The following is a 13660-nucleotide window of genomic DNA, read 5'->3' as shown; positions in this document are numbered from 1 at the left end:
GCTCCCCTGTGGAGTGAGGTATCACACAGTAGAGAGTGATGTATCGCACAGAATACGACTGCAGCCGTCAGTTGGGGTGTCCGATTGCGCTACACCTGTTCCTTCCGTGGGGTGACGTGTCGCGGAATCGGACGGTCTGCTGGGTCGGAAGAAGGCCAGAGTCTCCGCAAGCGACCAGTGGTCGCCAGCTCGCTCAAGCCGCGGTGGCGGGAGCGGGCCTCACGAGAGGCAGGACGAAAACATGACAGAACGCGAACTGCGCACGGTCGCCGAAGGCCTAACTTATCTGGAGGGGCCTCGCTGGCACGACGGGCAGCTGTACTTCGTCGATTTCTACACCTACGCCGTGTACCGCATTGGCGCTGACGGAGAGGTCGAGAAGGTGCTCGACGTCCCGCAGCAGCCCTCCGGGTTGGGCTGGCTTCCAGACGGGCGCATGCTTGTTGTCTCAATGAAGGATCGCAAGATCCTGCGGGTCGAGGACGACGGGGAAGTCGTCGAGCACGCCGACATCTCCGATCTGTGCCGAGGCCATGCCAACGACATGGTCGTGGCGTCGAATGGCAACGCGTACGTCGGGAACTTCGGGTTCGACCTGATGGGTGGGGCTGACCATGAGCACACCACCCTGGTGCTCGTGCGCCTGGACGGCAGCGCCGAGATCGTCGCTGACGGGTTGGCCTTTCCCAACGGCATGGTGATCACGCCTGACGAGAAGACACTGATAGTGAACGAGTTGTTTGGCAACCGGATCAGCAAGTTCGCCATCAAGGACGACGGCACACTCGGTGACCGACAGGACTTCGCCAACTTCGGCGAGTTGGGTGACGAGGGTGATCTCGCCAAACGGCTCGAGGCAGCGACGATCATCCCCGACGGGCTGACGCTCGATGCCGAGGGCGCGGTGTGGTTCGCCGATACGATCAATCAGCAGGCGGTCCGGATGGCAGAGGGCGGGGAGGTGCTCGAGACGGTCAGCACCGCTCCGCTGGGAGTGTTCGCCGTCGCGTTGGGTGGCCCGGACGGCAGGACGCTGTTCCTGTGTGCGGCCCCGGACTGGGACGAGGGTGCCCGCTCGGCCGCGACCGAGGCTAAGATGCTCGCCACTACGGTCGACGTCCCGCACGCGGGAACTCCGTAACGATCAACGCGTGAGGGGCCGGGCTCATCGTGAGCCCGGCCCCTCCCGCGTCAATGCCGCTTACGAGAACTCGTAGCCGGCGTATCCGTGCTCCTTGCGCTCGCGCCACGCAGCCTTGTATATCTCCAGCCCGCCGCAGTAGTTCAGCATCTGCGCCGGCTTGCCGGGCACGTTCCCACCCCAGTACCAGGAACGCGCCTTCGGGAACAGCGAGGCCTCGAAGATCTCGTCGAGGTGCTTGGTCCACTCGACCTCAGCGTCTCGGGTGTTCTCGAAACGTGTGTACCCCTTGACCTTCACCCACGCCAGGAAGTCGGCGACCATCTCGCCCTGCAGCTCGGCGGACGTCGGGCCGTTGCAGAAGCCTGAAGGGCTCTGCGGCCCGTAGAGGAACATCAGGTTCGGGAAGCCCTCCGATGACAGCCCCTGCACGGTGTCGACCCTCGTCTCCCACTTCTCCGCGAGCTTCTTGCCGCCCACGCCGGTGATGTCGATGGCCATGATGCCGCCGCGGTTGCTGTCGAACCCGGTGGCCAGTACCAGGACGTCGGCCTCGATCTTGCGGCCGCTCTTGGTGATCACACCGTCCGGCACCACCTCGACGATTGGGTCGAAGTTGCTGTCAATGATCTCGACGTTGTCCTGGTCGCAGATCTCGAAGTAGTTCTGCTCGAGGCACGGCCGCTTGACTCCCCACGGGTGCGGCGGCTGCTCTGGCGCGAGCAGCTCGGCCTTCTCCTTGTTTTTCATCCGCGCGTGTACCTTGCGGCGCCAGAAGTCGTAGAAGGTGCGGCCAGCCGCCTCGTCGGTGAGCAGGTCGTGGTAGCTGCCGAGCCAGGGCCTGAACCCTCCTTCCTGGAACATCTGCTCATAGGTCGCCTCCCGCTCCTCGTCGCTGACCTCAAGAGCGCTTTCCGGTAGGAAGTCCATGTCGAAGCCCGCGAACGCGTTCATCCGGATGTCGAAGCGGTTGGGCATGCCCTTGCGCAGCTCGTCGTTGTCCGCTGCGCTGAGCTGGCGCTGCTGCATCGGGATAGCGATGTTCGGGGTGCGCTGGAAGACGGTCACCTGCGTGGCGACCGCCCCCGCCTCCTGGATGGTCTGGACGCCGCTGGCGCCGGTACCCATCACCACGACCTTCTTGCCGGTCATGTCCAGCCCATCCTGCGGCCAGCGGGCGGTGTGGTGGCACTCGCCGGCGAAGGTGTCCATGCCCTTGAGGTTGGGGTAGTACGGCTTGCTGGCGAATCCGGTGGCCAGGATCAGTTGGTTTGCGCGCTGCTGCTTGCCCTCGGAGCTCGTGACCGTCCAGGTACGAGCGTCCTCGTCCCAGGTGGCCGTCTCGGCGAGGGTGCTGAACTCGACGTCCTTGCGCAGTCCGAGCTTGCTGTCGACGTAGTTCAGGTAGTCGCGCACCCCCTCCCAGCCGGGGTAGAGCTCCTTGAAGTCGTAGTCCTTCCAGAGGTCCTTGTACTCGAACTGGTAGACCTGGCCGGTCGAGTCGGTGCGGGCACCGGGGTAGCAGTTCCACCACCAGGTCCCGCCGAAGTCGCCAGCGGAGTCCCACACCTTCACTGAGAAGCCGAGGTCGCGCAGGCGGTCGAGCTCGTACAGGCCAGAGAACCCGCCCCCGACGATGAGCACGTCGAGGACGTCGGTGCGCTGATCAGGCATTGTCGCTGTCATGAGCCACCCCATCGATGTTCGGCACGCCGCCAGTCGGCGTTGAGTGCATCGACGGTAGGAGCTGCGCCGGAGGTCAAGGTGTCCGATTTCGCGTCAGCTACGGCGAGCGGGCGGGTTTGTGACGAGCGGGCGGGGATTAATGTCCTCTCGCTCGTGCCAAGCCCGCTTGTAGAGGGCGAGCCCTCCGGATGCGACCGGACAGAGCTGAGCGGGGCGAGCCGCCCTCTCGTGGGTTCACGTAGGCTGGAACAGACTGCCGCGCGACCACTGCGGCGCTATCCCCTGCGAAAGGTCTCCGCGCGTGAGTGAGCCGACACCGCCAAGCGCGCCGGCTCCAGCCCCACCCGAGCCGGCCGCCGAACGCCCTCCGAAAGAGGCGCCCACCGAGGTCAAGCGGGCGATCACGCTATACACGACGACGGCGGCCTTCCTGGTGTTCATGGGCGTGACCGCGCTGTTCATGATCGGCGAGACCGAGCGCGAGCTGCGCCGCCAGCTGACCGAGATGGACGACGAAGCGCTGACGGCGGCCTTTACCCACGGGATGATTCGGGCGACGGTGATCCCCTCCGGCGTCGTACTGCTGACGGTCGCGATCGGTCCCGGGGTCACTGCCCAGGCGCTGCGTGACCGCAAGTCGTGGGCCCGCCCCGTCGGGTTTACCTTCTCAGGCGTCCTGCTGGCAGTGGCCGCACTCGCGGTGCTGTCCGGCGCGCTCAACATCCAGACCTTGTTCTTCATGGTCGCCGGCCTGGCCGGCATCCTCAACCTGGCCAAGCCGCAGGTTCGCGACTACCTGCAGCCCTGGCCGCGGTCCGGTCGCGGCCCCAGCGGTCAGGGCGGCCCCAGCGGTCAGGGCGGTCCCGGTGGTCCGGGCGGTTTCGGTGGTCCTCAGGGGACTGGCGACTGGCCGCCGGTGCCGAATGCGCCGGGCGGCCCGTGGCAGCAGCCCCCGCCCGATGGTCACCACCCTCCGCCGGCGGTGGGCAGCTCGCCGGTGCGACCACCCGCAGACCAGCAGGCCCCGCCACCGCGCGACGACTCCACCCCGACGAGCTGACCGGCGCCCAGCCGCCGACGCAGCGCCACGCAGCACGCAGAACCAACCAAGGAGCATCCCTTGACCGATCGCGACAATCCCGCCGCGCGCAGTTCCGAGCCCGACGACCGCGATCGGGATCCAGCGCGCGATGAGACCGGGCACGACTCATCTCGCCCGCCCGGCGGCGCCAGCCCGGCCAACGACGACATCCCGCGCGAGCCCTCCAGACAGGAGCTCGACGAGGCGATGAGCGCGGACGCCGACCGGCCCGACGACGCTTACGCCACCGACGTCCGCGGCACCGACGCCGCGGACGACGACCTCCTGGCCGCCCCGCCCGCGCCCGAGGAGGACCTCACGGGCGCGCCGGTGCTGACCAAGCGCCCGCCGTCCAAGCCCGCCGTCATCGCCGGCGGCATCCTGGCCGCGCTCCTGCTCGGCCTGGCGCTCCTGGCCACCACCCAGAGCCCCCGCGAGTTCCTTCCCGAGGTCAACAAGCAGATGGTCGCCGGCGTGGCCAACCTCCTGGAGGAGGAAGACGTCGCCGAGTACACCGACGATGAGGTCGAGGCCGCCCAGCAGGCCTACGCAGACGCCGGCGGCGATCGCAACATGAACGACGAGAACGTCGCCGACGCACTCAACTCCGCCAAGCCCGAGTCGATCACCGCCGCCGAGATCCAGGAGGCGCGCGACAAGCACAACGCCAACTACGCTTCGCTGGAGCAGATGGAAAGCCAGCTGCGCAGCCAGATGATCCTGTTCGCGGTCACCGGTGCCCTGATGGCGCTCGCCACGGTGTTCTACCAGCGTGGCAAGTCCTGGGCCCGTTATATCGGCATGTTCGTGGCGGGCTTCGTCGCGGTCATGTACGTCATGCAAGTCGTCCAGGGCGCGCTGAACATCCCGGGTCTGGTCATCACCGTGGCCTCCGTCGCTGCCTTCTACTTCTTCATGAAGGGCCGGCTCGAGGACCCGCCGCCGGGGATGACGGGCGGCGGGTTCGCCGGCTTCGGCGGCATGTTCGCGCCGCGCGGCCCGCGTAACCGGCCCGCCGAGTAGCCGATGTCGACGGCGATCGTCACCGGCGCGTCGTCCGGTCTGGGCGAGCAGTACGCCGTCCAGCTCGCCGAGCTCGGCTACGACCTCGTGCTGGTCGGCCGCACCGCGAGCGCGCTCGAGAGCGTCGCGGAACGCGTGCGCGAGACCGGCCGGGACGCCGAGGTGATGATCGCCGACCTTGCCGATGCCGCCGACCTCGAGCGGGTGTGCGAGCGGGCGCGTCGCCGGGACGTCGGCATGCTCGTCAACAACGCCGGGGTCGGGACGCCGGGGGAGTTCGTGAGCTCCGAGCCGCGGACCGAGCAGGCAATGCTCGCCCTCAACGTCACCGCCGTCATGCGGCTGTGCCATGCCGCGCTGCCCGGAATGCTGGACCGCGACCGTGGGGCGATCGTCAACGTCTCTTCGGTCGCGGCGTACACCCCCAGTGACACCGGTCCCGGCTACAGCGCCAGCAAGGCGTACGTCGCTGCGCTGACTGAGTCGATCGCGGTCAAGACCCAGGGGACTGGTGTCAAGGCGATGGCGGTCTTCCCCGGGTTCGTGCGCACCGAGTTCCACCAGCGCATCCGGATGGACACCGACTGGATCCCGTCGTGGGCCTGGCTGCGCGCCCAGGACGTCGTCCGTGCGTCCCTGCAGGACCTGGCGATCGGGCGCACCCGCAGCGTGCCGTCCACCCGCTACAAGGTCGCGATGAACCTCGCTCGCGTCGTGCCCCGGCCGCTGCTACGGCGGGTCCTTGCAGCCTCGTCGCGCGTCGTCGACCGGGCCTGAGCCGCCCGCTTGCAGGCGTGTGACGAAGTCCTCGGACGCAACGTCCACACGCAGCCGGACCAGGATTGTCACGAACAGGTCACGAGGGTAGTGTGTTGACGTCCTGCCACCTAGACGGTCGCCCGACCGACGGGTAGGACACCGCCGAGACTCTCGCCCACCGGCCCCGGCTGGCGAGGTGCCGGGGAACCACTCAGGGGGATCCCGGGGGTGAATCCGCTGCCTGCAGCGGTAGGGCAACCTTCCAAGCCCGAACCCGTCAGCTAACCCGGTAGGCGGCTGAGTGGAAGAAGGAGAGCGGCCCCGCCAATGGCGCCCTCGAAGAAGCACCTCCTGGCCGCGTCGGCCGCTACCGCCCTGATCACGCTGCTCGGTGTGGCCGGACCGTCGTACGCCGACCCCGCCTCCGAGTCCAGCTCCAGCGCCCCTGCCAGTAGTTCCGAGACCGCCGCGGACGTCGCCCAGCAGGTCGCTGAAAAGCAGGAAGAGCTCACCCAGGTCAACGAGGAGTACCTCGACGCCAAGCTCGAGCTCGAGAAGCAGAACGCCGCAAAGGCGGACGCCGAGGCCAAGCTCGCCGCCGCCGAGGCCGACCTCGCTACCGCCAAGGACCAGGTCGCGGCGATGGGCGCCGAGCAGTACAAGTCCGGGACGCTGCCTGCGAGCGTCCTGCTGCTGGTCGGCGAGTCGCCGTCCGACTTCATCGACAAGGCCAACGCCAAGCAGCACGTCGATGCCTACAACGACGAGAAGATCCTCACCCTCTCCGACGCCGAGGCCGCCACCCAGGCCGCGAAGGAGCAGATCGACGCCGCGCAGGCCGCCGCCGCGCAGGCCGCCGCGACGATCTCCGAGAAGAAGGCCCAGATCGAGGCCGAGATCCCCAAGCTCGAGGAGAAGCTCGCCACGCTCACCGAGCAGGAGCGCGCCGCGCTCGAGGCCGCCCAGGGTGGCGACACCGAGGAGGCTCAGCAGGCCGCCGCGAACCCGCAGGCTGCTGCCGCCACCGAAGCCGCAGCCCAACCGGCCGCGGCCTCCTCCGGCTCGGCCTCCACGGTCGTGTCCTGGGCGATGTCCCAGCGCGGCAAGCCCTACGTCTGGGGCGGCAGCGGCCCCAACGGCTACGACTGCTCAGGCCTGACGATGATGGCCTACAAGCAGATCGGCATCAGCCTGCCGCACTCGTCGTCCGCTCAGCGCGGCTACGGCACGACCGTCCCGTTCAGCCAGCTGCAGCCCGGCGACTTGGTCTTCGCCCCGGGTCACGTCGCGATCTACATCGGCAACGGTACCGTCGTCCACGCACCGACGTTCGGCTCGCCGGTGCGCACCATGCCGATGGGCTACATGAACTTCACCGTCGCCAAGCGCCTGGTCTGAGACGAACCCCGGTCGGACGCCGGGCAGCCGCGCCACCCTCCGCGCGGACCGGATTGATGCGGTCGGCGTCCTAGCCCGTGCGCGGGAACCGCCTTACGCGGGCGCCGTCAGAAGCAGCAGAACGCACCCGCGACAAACGGAGGAACCCGTGCAGGACCCGGCAGCGGAGAGAGTAGCGCGGCTGGCCGATACCGCACCGCTGAGCACCGGCATCCACGGGTGGACCTGGCTATGGTTCGTGGTCCTCGGGGCGCTGGTGATCATCGGCGTCGTGCTGGAGAAGAAACGCCAGGAGAGGATCCAAAAGTTCGCGGCCGCCCGTTCTCTCACCTACGCCAAGCGCGACGATCGCTGGGTACATCTCGACCTGGGCTACCCGCACGGCAGTGGACGGGCCCACAAGGGACGCCACGCGATGACCGGGGTCCACGAGGGCCGCGCCATCGCGATCTTCGAGCATGAGTGGGTCACCGGTTCGGGCAAGGAACGACGCACCCACACGGTCCGTGTCACCGTCACCGAGCTGCCGCGCTCCTTGCCGCGGCTCGATGTGGGCAAGGAAGGAATCTTCGGTCGCGCTGCGCGACGCATGGGCGCCAAGGACATCGAACTCGAGTCAGACGACTTCAATCGGGAGTACCGCGTCAAGGGCGATCGCCGGTTCGCGTACGACGTCCTGCACCCGCGATTCATGCAGTGGATGCTGCACACCGACGCGCCGGGGTTCGTCATCAACGGCCGGTACATCGGCTACACGGTCGGCGGCAAGATCGACCTCGACCAGGTGGACCGCGACCTCGCCTACCTGGATGCGGTGATCGATCAGCTGCCCAAGTTCGTCATCGGCCGCTGAGCCTCCGTCGTCCCGCGCGTTCGGGCGCCTACCGTGAAGGGACCAGTCAACCTGATCGGAGCCGAGCGATGCCCGCCGTACGACGCGCACTCGTGGTCACAGTGCTCGCCGTCGCGCTGGCCGGGTGCAGTGGTCCGGGAGAGAGTTCGTCGTCCGACCAGACCAGCACGAGCGCGGCCTCGACCACGGCTCCGCCGCCGTCTGGTGCGGGATGCGCGGGAGCCGGCGACCTGGGCGACCTGTCCGAACTCACCTTCGTCGATGCGTTGCAGGCCCTCCCGGTCGCCACTGGTTTCACCGGCTATGCGACTGGCGATCCCGAGCGAGCGAAGAAACTCAACGCGCTCGACGGTGTGACGGCGTTCGTGCCGGTGGACACCGCTTGGCAGGCGCTCGATGAGCCGACTGCGCAGTCGCTCGCCGACCCGGCGGTTCAGCAAGGCGTGGTCGAGTACGCCCTGGTCGCGCAGACGGTGCTGCCGCAGGACATCGTCGCCGGCGAGGCGAAGTCGCTGGCCACGTTCCGAGGTCCGAACGTCACGATGTCGGTCGTCCAAGCGGGGGAGGAGATACGGATCAACAGCGCCGCGAGCGTCGTCTGCTCAGCGATTCCCTTCGACGGCGGATATCTCTACCTCACCGACCGCCTGCTGCTCCCGCCGTCCTGACCCCACCCTTTCACCGCCTGCGGTACGTTCTGCCTCACCATAGCGAGGTGAAACCCACCGCGGGTGGGATGTCGAGATCCCGCGCACTGCGCCGTCCCAGGGGTGAGGCGAGCACGATGGCTTGCACGAACCGGAGGAGAACGTCATGGCGAAGTACCTACTGCTGAAGCACTACCGCGGCGGCAAGCCGGCGGTGAACGACGTACCCATGGACCAGTGGTCCCAGGGCGAGTTCGACGATCACGTGCAGTACATGCGTGAGTTCGAGCAGCGATTGCGCGGCACCGGGGAGTTCGTCTCCGGAGAGGCCCTGTCGATGGACGGCGTGTGGGTACGGTTCGACGGCGCCGGAAGGTCCCCGGTGACCGACGGGCCGTTCGCGGAGACCAAGGACCTCATCGCGGGGTGGATGGTGATCGACGTCGAATCGTACGAGCGCGCGGTCGAGCTGGCCGGCGAGCTCTCGGCGGCCCCGGGCGCCGGGGGAAAGCCGGTGGGCGAGTGGCTCGAGCTGCGTCCGATCATGTCCGAGCCCCCGACCGTCACCGACTGACACCGGTGGACACCACGGGACTGAGGGAGCTCATCCCCGAGGTGATCGGCATCCTCGTCCGGCGCGGCGTCGATTTCGCGTCGGCCGAGGACGCCGTCCAGGCCGCGCTGGTCCGGGCAATCGAGACGTGGGACTCCGATCCGCCGCGCGATGTCAAGGGCTGGTTGATCGCGGTGGCGTGGCGTAGGTTCCTCGACTCGCTCCGTAGCGACAAAGCCCGTCGCGCCCGCGAGGAGCGGATCGAGCTGGAGCGCGAGCCCGAACCGATCTCCGGCCGGGATGACACGCTGTGGCTCTACTTCCTGTGCGCACACCCCGCGCTGACGCCCGCGAGCGCGACCGCGCTCACCTTGCGGGCGGTGGCCGGCCTCACGACGGCTCAGATCGCCGAGGCATATCTCGTGCCCGAGGCCACGATGGCGCAGCGGTTAAGCCGCCCGCGCCAAGCGGCGGTTGCGCGAGGTCCGGCTCGATCAGCCGGGGGACGCGGGCACTGTGCTCAGGGTGCTGTACCTGCTGTTTAACGAGGGTCACTCTGGCGCGGTCGATCTCGCCGCCGAAGCCATCCGGCTGACCCGGCAGCTGGCGCTGCTGGCCGACGAGCCTGAGGTGCACGGGTTGCTCACCCTGATGCTGCTGCACCATGCGCGCCGTCCGGCCCGACGAGATCGGTCGGGCGGGCTCATCCCGCTCGCGAACCAGGACCGGTCGCTCTGGGACACCGGCATGATCGCCGAGGGCATCGAGATACTGCAGGCCGCGCTCGCCCGTGACCGGCTCGGCGAGTACCAGGCACAAGCGGCGATCGCGGCGCTGCACGCGGACGCACCGGCCGCCGAGCAGACCGACTGGGTCCAGATCGTCGAGTGGTACGACGAGCTGCTCGCCCTCACCGGCTCGCCGGTCGTCGCGTTGAACCGGGCGGTCGCGGTCGGGGAGGCCGACGGTGCCCGCGCCGGGCTGGCGGCGCTCGCCGGGCTCGACCCGAAGCTGCCGCGGTACGCCGCCGCGTCCGCGTACCTGCACGAGAAGGCGGGCGATCACGCCACAGCCGCGCAACTGTACGCCGAGGCGGCCGCACTGGCGACGTCGTCCGCTGAGCGCGATTATCTCGCCCGCCGTGCCGCTGATCTCCGAGCAGCGTCGTTCTGATCCCAGATGCGGTGGGTTCTGCCTCGTTGTAGCGCGGTGAAACCCACCGCAGGTGGTCGGATAGGTTGAAGCGGACCGTTCGAACTGGGAGAGACACGTGGCTGATCGTGACCGTCTGCTGCAGCTGATCAACGAGATCGCCGTCGTTCGCGGCAAGGTGGTGCTCTCCAGCGGCAAGGAGGCCGACTGGTACGTCGACCTACGGCGCATCTCGCTGCACCATGAGGCGGCGCCGCTGGTTGGCAAGGTGCTGCTGGAGGCCACCAGCGACCTCGAGTACGACGTGGTCGGCGGTCTGACGCTCGGCGCCGATCCGGTGGCTACCGCGATGCTGCACGCCGCGGCGGCCCAGGGCCGGGCGCTGGATGCGTGCGTCGTCCGCAAGGAGCAGAAGAAGCACGGCATGCAGCGCCGCGTCGAAGGACCAGGGGTCGAGGGACGACGGGTGCTGGCGGTCGACGACACCTCGACCACCGGAGGCTCGGTGCTGCAGGCGGTCGAGGCGCTGCGGGAGGCCGGTGCCGAGGTCGTCGGCGTGGCGCTCATCGTCGACCGCGGAGCGCGGCCCGCCATCGAGGACGCCGGCTTGCAGCTGCGCTCGGCGTACACCATGGACCACCTCTCAGTCTGAATCGAACCCGCCGCATGATGCCCGCGCCGCGAGGCCGGTCGACTACGGTGGAAGCACCTGACCCGAGCAAGGAGGCTCCGACGTGAGCACTGGTGTCATCATCCTGATCGTCGTCCTGGCTATCCTGGCCATCGCGGCGGTCGCCGTCGTGGCGATGTACAACCGCTTCGTCTCGCAACGCAATCTGGTTGCCGAGTCGTGGCGCCAGATCGATGTCGAGCTCAAGCGGCGTTATGACCTGATCCCGAACCTGATCGAGACCGTGAAGGCCTTCGCCTCGCACGAGCGCCAGGTGTTCGAGTCGGTCGTGCAGGCGCGCGCCAACGCCGTCCAGGTGCATGACACGCCCGGGCGCACACCCGAGGCGCAGGCCCACGCCGAGAAGCAGCTGTCCGGCTCACTGGGGCGGCTGTTCGCGCTGGCGGAGAACTACCCGACGCTGCAGTCGAACCAGAACTTCCTCAACCTCCAGCATGAGATGACCGACACCGAGGACCGCATCGCCGCCGGACGCCGGTTCTACAACGGCAACGTGCGCGCGCTGAACACCCGCGTCGACTCCTTCCCCTCGAACATCATCGCCAACATCTTCGGGTTCAAGAAGGAGCAGTACTTCGAGCTCGACGACATCGGCGCGCGGGACGCCGTCCGCGCCGACTTCTCCACGCTGACCGGCAGCGGCCCGTCCGACCGGGACGTCTACCGGCAGCCCGGCCCGGAGGGCGCCTTCGTTCCCGGCCGCGCGACCGCCCAGCCGGAGCTTCCCCAGTCGCAGCCGCAGGTGCGGCAGCAGTGGGAGACCCCGCAATCCGACCCCCAGCAGGCCGGCGGCCAGTGGGGCGCGGGCCAGCCCGACGGCAGTCAGCTCGGCGGACCCCAGCAGGGGCCGCCGCCGACGCAGCCACCCACCCGCTAGCGAAACGACTCTTCACAACACAACCGTCCGCGACAGGACGGTTGTGTTGTTCTGTTTCCGGGCGCCATTGCCCGAAAGTGGCGCAGCATAACGGTTCGGGCGGACGTCGAACGGTCCAGCACCGGGGCAGGGCCCGCGGTTAGGGTAGGCGCATGTCCCTCGACATCAACACTGTGCAGACGGTGTCGCTGATCGTCATCGGCGTGCTGGTGCTGCTGGCGATCCTGTTCGCCGCGATCATCACCAAGATGATCACGAAGCTCGTCATGATCGCCGCGGTGCTGGTGCTCGCCGGACTGGTCTGGTGGCAGCGCGACCAGCTCACAGAGTGCGCGCAGACCTGCCAGTGCACTTTCTTCGGCCAGGAGGTCATCTTGCCCGAGTCCGAGTTCACCCAGTGCGCGCAATGAGTTTCGACATCCAGGCCGCGCTGGCCGACCTGAAGCGGGATCTGCCAGACGACGTCCTCGTCACCGATCCCGACGTGACCGTCGCCTACTCGCGCGACATGGCGATGCTGGCACCGAGCGAGCAACCGGCCGCGGTGGTGCACGCCCGCGACACCGACGACGTCGTGACGGTCATCAAGACGGCGGCGCGGTACGGCGTTCCGGTGCATCCGAGGGGGGCCGGCAGCGGCCTTGCGGGGTCATCGAACGCCACGATGGACTCGATCGTGCTGTCGCTGGCGAAGATGAACCAGATCCTCGAGATCAACCATCTCGACCGCTATGCCCGTGTTCAGCCCGGTGTGGTCAACCTCGACTTCCGCAAGGCGCTCGAGCCGTACGGGCTGTTCTACCCGCCGGATCCCAGCTCGTACGACTGGTGCACGCTCGGCGGCAACCTCTCCACCAACGCCGGTGGGTTGTGCTGCGTGAAGTACGGCGTTACCACCGACTTCGTCATGGGTCTGGAGGTCGTCCTGGCGAACGGCGAGGTGCTGCGTACCGGACGCCGCACCGTCAAGGGGGTCGCGGGTTACGACCTGGCGCGGGTGTTCGTCGGCGCCGAGGGCACGCTGGGCGTCATCACCGAGGCGACGCTCATGCTGCGCCCTTTGCCGGAGCCGCCGGCCACGCTCGTCGCTTCGTTTGCCGACCTCTTCCACGCCGGAGCCGCCGTCCAGGCGATGATCGACGACGGACTCGTGCCCTCCCTCCTGGAGATAATGGACGGCACCGCTCTGATGGCCGTCGAGAAGGCGCACCGAATGGGTCTGGATCTGTCGACCAAGGCGCTGCTGCTGGCGCAGTCCGACAGCGGGGGCGAGCGGGCCGAGCGTGAGATGGCCGCGATCGAGAAGCACTGCCGAGACGCCGGAGCAACCGAGCTGCACCGCACGGACGACGCCGAGGAGGGCGCGATGCTGCTGTTCGCGCGCCGGCAGGCGCTGCCTGCGCTCGAGGCATATAAGGGCGGCTCCCTCGTGGACGATGTCGCCGTACCGCGCTCGCGGATGGCCGAGTTCCTCGTCGGCTGCGAGCAGATCGGTCTCGACACCGACACGATGATCGGCACCTGCGGGCATGCCGGCGACGGCAACATGCACCCGACGATCTGCTTCACCCCCGGTGACGACGCCGAGTACGAGCGCGCCAAGGACGCCTTCGGACGCATCCTCGACCTCGGCCTCTCGATGGGCGGGACCATCACCGGGGAGCATGGCGTCGGCTCGATCAAGCAGGGCTTCCTCGCCAAGGAGATCGGCGAGCTCGGGCTGCGGGTGCATCGCCAGATCAAGGACGCGCTCGATCCGCAGGGAATCCTCAACCCCGGCAAGCTCTTCTGACGCACCC

General features: G+C 68.3%; 15 protein-coding genes and 1 riboswitch. Of the genes, 14 read left to right on the top strand and 1 reads right to left on the bottom strand.

Annotated features, from left to right (window positions below):
* Positions 1–241: 241 nt before the first annotated feature.
* Positions 242–1141, top strand: coding sequence for an SMP-30/gluconolactonase/LRE family protein (locus tag DAA40_RS06390; protein WP_106848800.1), 900 nt, complete (start codon positions 242–244; stop codon positions 1139–1141).
* A 60-nt stretch (positions 1142–1201) separates the two neighbouring features.
* Here DAA40_RS06390 and DAA40_RS06385 read toward each other — a convergent pair whose 3' ends face one another.
* Positions 1202–2815 (bottom strand): NAD(P)/FAD-dependent oxidoreductase, encoded by a 1614-nt coding sequence (locus DAA40_RS06385; RefSeq protein ID WP_199849542.1) that lies wholly within the window; start codon positions 2813–2815, stop codon positions 1202–1204.
* Between the two features lie 313 nt (positions 2816–3128).
* On the opposite strand from DAA40_RS06385, the gene DAA40_RS16360 reads away from it, so the two are divergent.
* From DAA40_RS16360 to DAA40_RS06325, 13 genes are all read left to right on the top strand, one after another.
* Positions 3129–3887 (top strand): hypothetical protein, encoded by a 759-nt coding sequence (locus tag DAA40_RS16360; protein ID WP_199849541.1) that lies wholly within the window; start codon positions 3129–3131, stop codon positions 3885–3887.
* A gap of 60 nt (positions 3888–3947) precedes the next feature.
* Positions 3948–4931: a hypothetical protein gene (locus DAA40_RS06375; protein ID WP_106848798.1), complete on the top strand. Its 984-nt coding sequence runs from the start codon at positions 3948–3950 to the stop codon at positions 4929–4931.
* Positions 4932–4934: 3 nt separating this feature from the next.
* The gene (locus DAA40_RS06370) at positions 4935–5708 is read left to right on the top strand and encodes an SDR family oxidoreductase (protein WP_199849540.1); all 774 of its coding nucleotides are present in this window, start codon (positions 4935–4937) and stop codon (positions 5706–5708) included.
* A gap of 132 nt (positions 5709–5840) precedes the next feature.
* Positions 5841–5999: riboswitch (cyclic di-AMP (ydaO/yuaA leader) on the top strand.
* Between the two features lie 18 nt (positions 6000–6017).
* Entirely contained in the window at positions 6018–7088 is a 1071-nt protein-coding gene (locus tag DAA40_RS06365; protein WP_106848797.1) for an NlpC/P60 family protein, read from the top strand.
* Between the two features lie 148 nt (positions 7089–7236).
* Positions 7237–7941 carry a hypothetical protein gene (locus DAA40_RS06360; protein WP_106848796.1) on the top strand — a complete coding sequence of 235 codons (705 nt, stop codon included), beginning with the start codon at positions 7237–7239 and terminating at the stop codon, positions 7939–7941.
* A 68-nt stretch (positions 7942–8009) separates the two neighbouring features.
* Positions 8010–8609 carry a fasciclin domain-containing protein gene (locus DAA40_RS06355; protein WP_106848795.1) on the top strand — a complete coding sequence of 200 codons (600 nt, stop codon included), beginning with the start codon at positions 8010–8012 and terminating at the stop codon, positions 8607–8609.
* 145 nt (positions 8610–8754) lie between these two features.
* The gene (locus DAA40_RS06350) at positions 8755–9162 is read left to right on the top strand and encodes a YciI family protein (protein ID WP_106848794.1); all 408 of its coding nucleotides are present in this window, start codon (positions 8755–8757) and stop codon (positions 9160–9162) included.
* Between the two features lie 5 nt (positions 9163–9167).
* Positions 9168–9686 carry a sigma factor gene (locus DAA40_RS16595; protein WP_234356256.1) on the top strand — a complete coding sequence of 173 codons (519 nt, stop codon included), beginning with the start codon at positions 9168–9170 and terminating at the stop codon, positions 9684–9686.
* The gene (locus DAA40_RS16590) at positions 9667–10314 is read left to right on the top strand and encodes a DUF6596 domain-containing protein (RefSeq protein ID WP_234356255.1); all 648 of its coding nucleotides are present in this window, start codon (positions 9667–9669) and stop codon (positions 10312–10314) included. The genes DAA40_RS16595 and DAA40_RS16590 overlap by 20 nt, the downstream gene beginning before the upstream one ends.
* A 97-nt stretch (positions 10315–10411) precedes the next feature.
* On the top strand, positions 10412–10945 hold the full coding sequence (pyrE, locus tag DAA40_RS06340) for an orotate phosphoribosyltransferase (protein WP_106848793.1): 534 nt from the start codon (positions 10412–10414) through the stop codon (positions 10943–10945).
* 82 nt (positions 10946–11027) lie between these two features.
* A complete protein-coding gene (locus DAA40_RS06335) occupies positions 11028–11861 on the top strand; it encodes a LemA family protein (protein ID WP_106848792.1) in 834 nt (277 codons plus the stop codon).
* Positions 11862–12013: 152 nt separating this feature from the next.
* Entirely contained in the window at positions 12014–12271 is a 258-nt protein-coding gene (locus DAA40_RS06330) for a hypothetical protein (protein WP_106848791.1), read from the top strand.
* Entirely contained in the window at positions 12268–13653 is a 1386-nt protein-coding gene (locus tag DAA40_RS06325) for an FAD-binding oxidoreductase (RefSeq protein ID WP_106849294.1), read from the top strand. Before DAA40_RS06330 ends, DAA40_RS06325 begins: the two co-directional genes overlap by 4 nt.
* Positions 13654–13660: the final 7 nt, after the last annotated feature.

Origin of the sequence: Blastococcus sp. Marseille-P5729 (assembly GCF_900292035.1) — a bacterium.
GTDB lineage: Bacteria > Actinomycetota > Actinomycetes > Mycobacteriales > Antricoccaceae > Cumulibacter.
The sequence above is the reverse complement of the archived record's forward strand: the minus strand, read 5'-3'. Positions and strand labels throughout refer to the sequence as shown.

Bases quoted from the DNA above. Each gene is read 5' to 3' on its own strand.
- DAA40_RS06390 (WP_106848800.1), top strand. From the start codon at position 242: ATGACAGAACGCGAACTGCGCACGGTCGCCGAAGGCCTAACTTATCTG.
- DAA40_RS06385 (WP_199849542.1), bottom strand. From the start codon at position 2,815: ATGCCTGATCAGCGCACCGACGTCCTCGACGTGCTCATCGTCGGGGGC.
- DAA40_RS06370 (WP_199849540.1), top strand. From the start codon at position 4,935: ATGTCGACGGCGATCGTCACCGGCGCGTCGTCCGGTCTGGGCGAGCAG.
- DAA40_RS06365 (WP_106848797.1), top strand. From the start codon at position 6,018: ATGGCGCCCTCGAAGAAGCACCTCCTGGCCGCGTCGGCCGCTACCGCC.
- DAA40_RS06355 (WP_106848795.1), top strand. From the start codon at position 8,010: ATGCCCGCCGTACGACGCGCACTCGTGGTCACAGTGCTCGCCGTCGCG.
- DAA40_RS06350 (WP_106848794.1), top strand. From the start codon at position 8,755: ATGGCGAAGTACCTACTGCTGAAGCACTACCGCGGCGGCAAGCCGGCG.
- DAA40_RS06330 (WP_106848791.1), top strand. From the start codon at position 12,014: ATGTCCCTCGACATCAACACTGTGCAGACGGTGTCGCTGATCGTCATC.
- DAA40_RS06325 (WP_106849294.1), top strand. From the start codon at position 12,268: ATGAGTTTCGACATCCAGGCCGCGCTGGCCGACCTGAAGCGGGATCTG.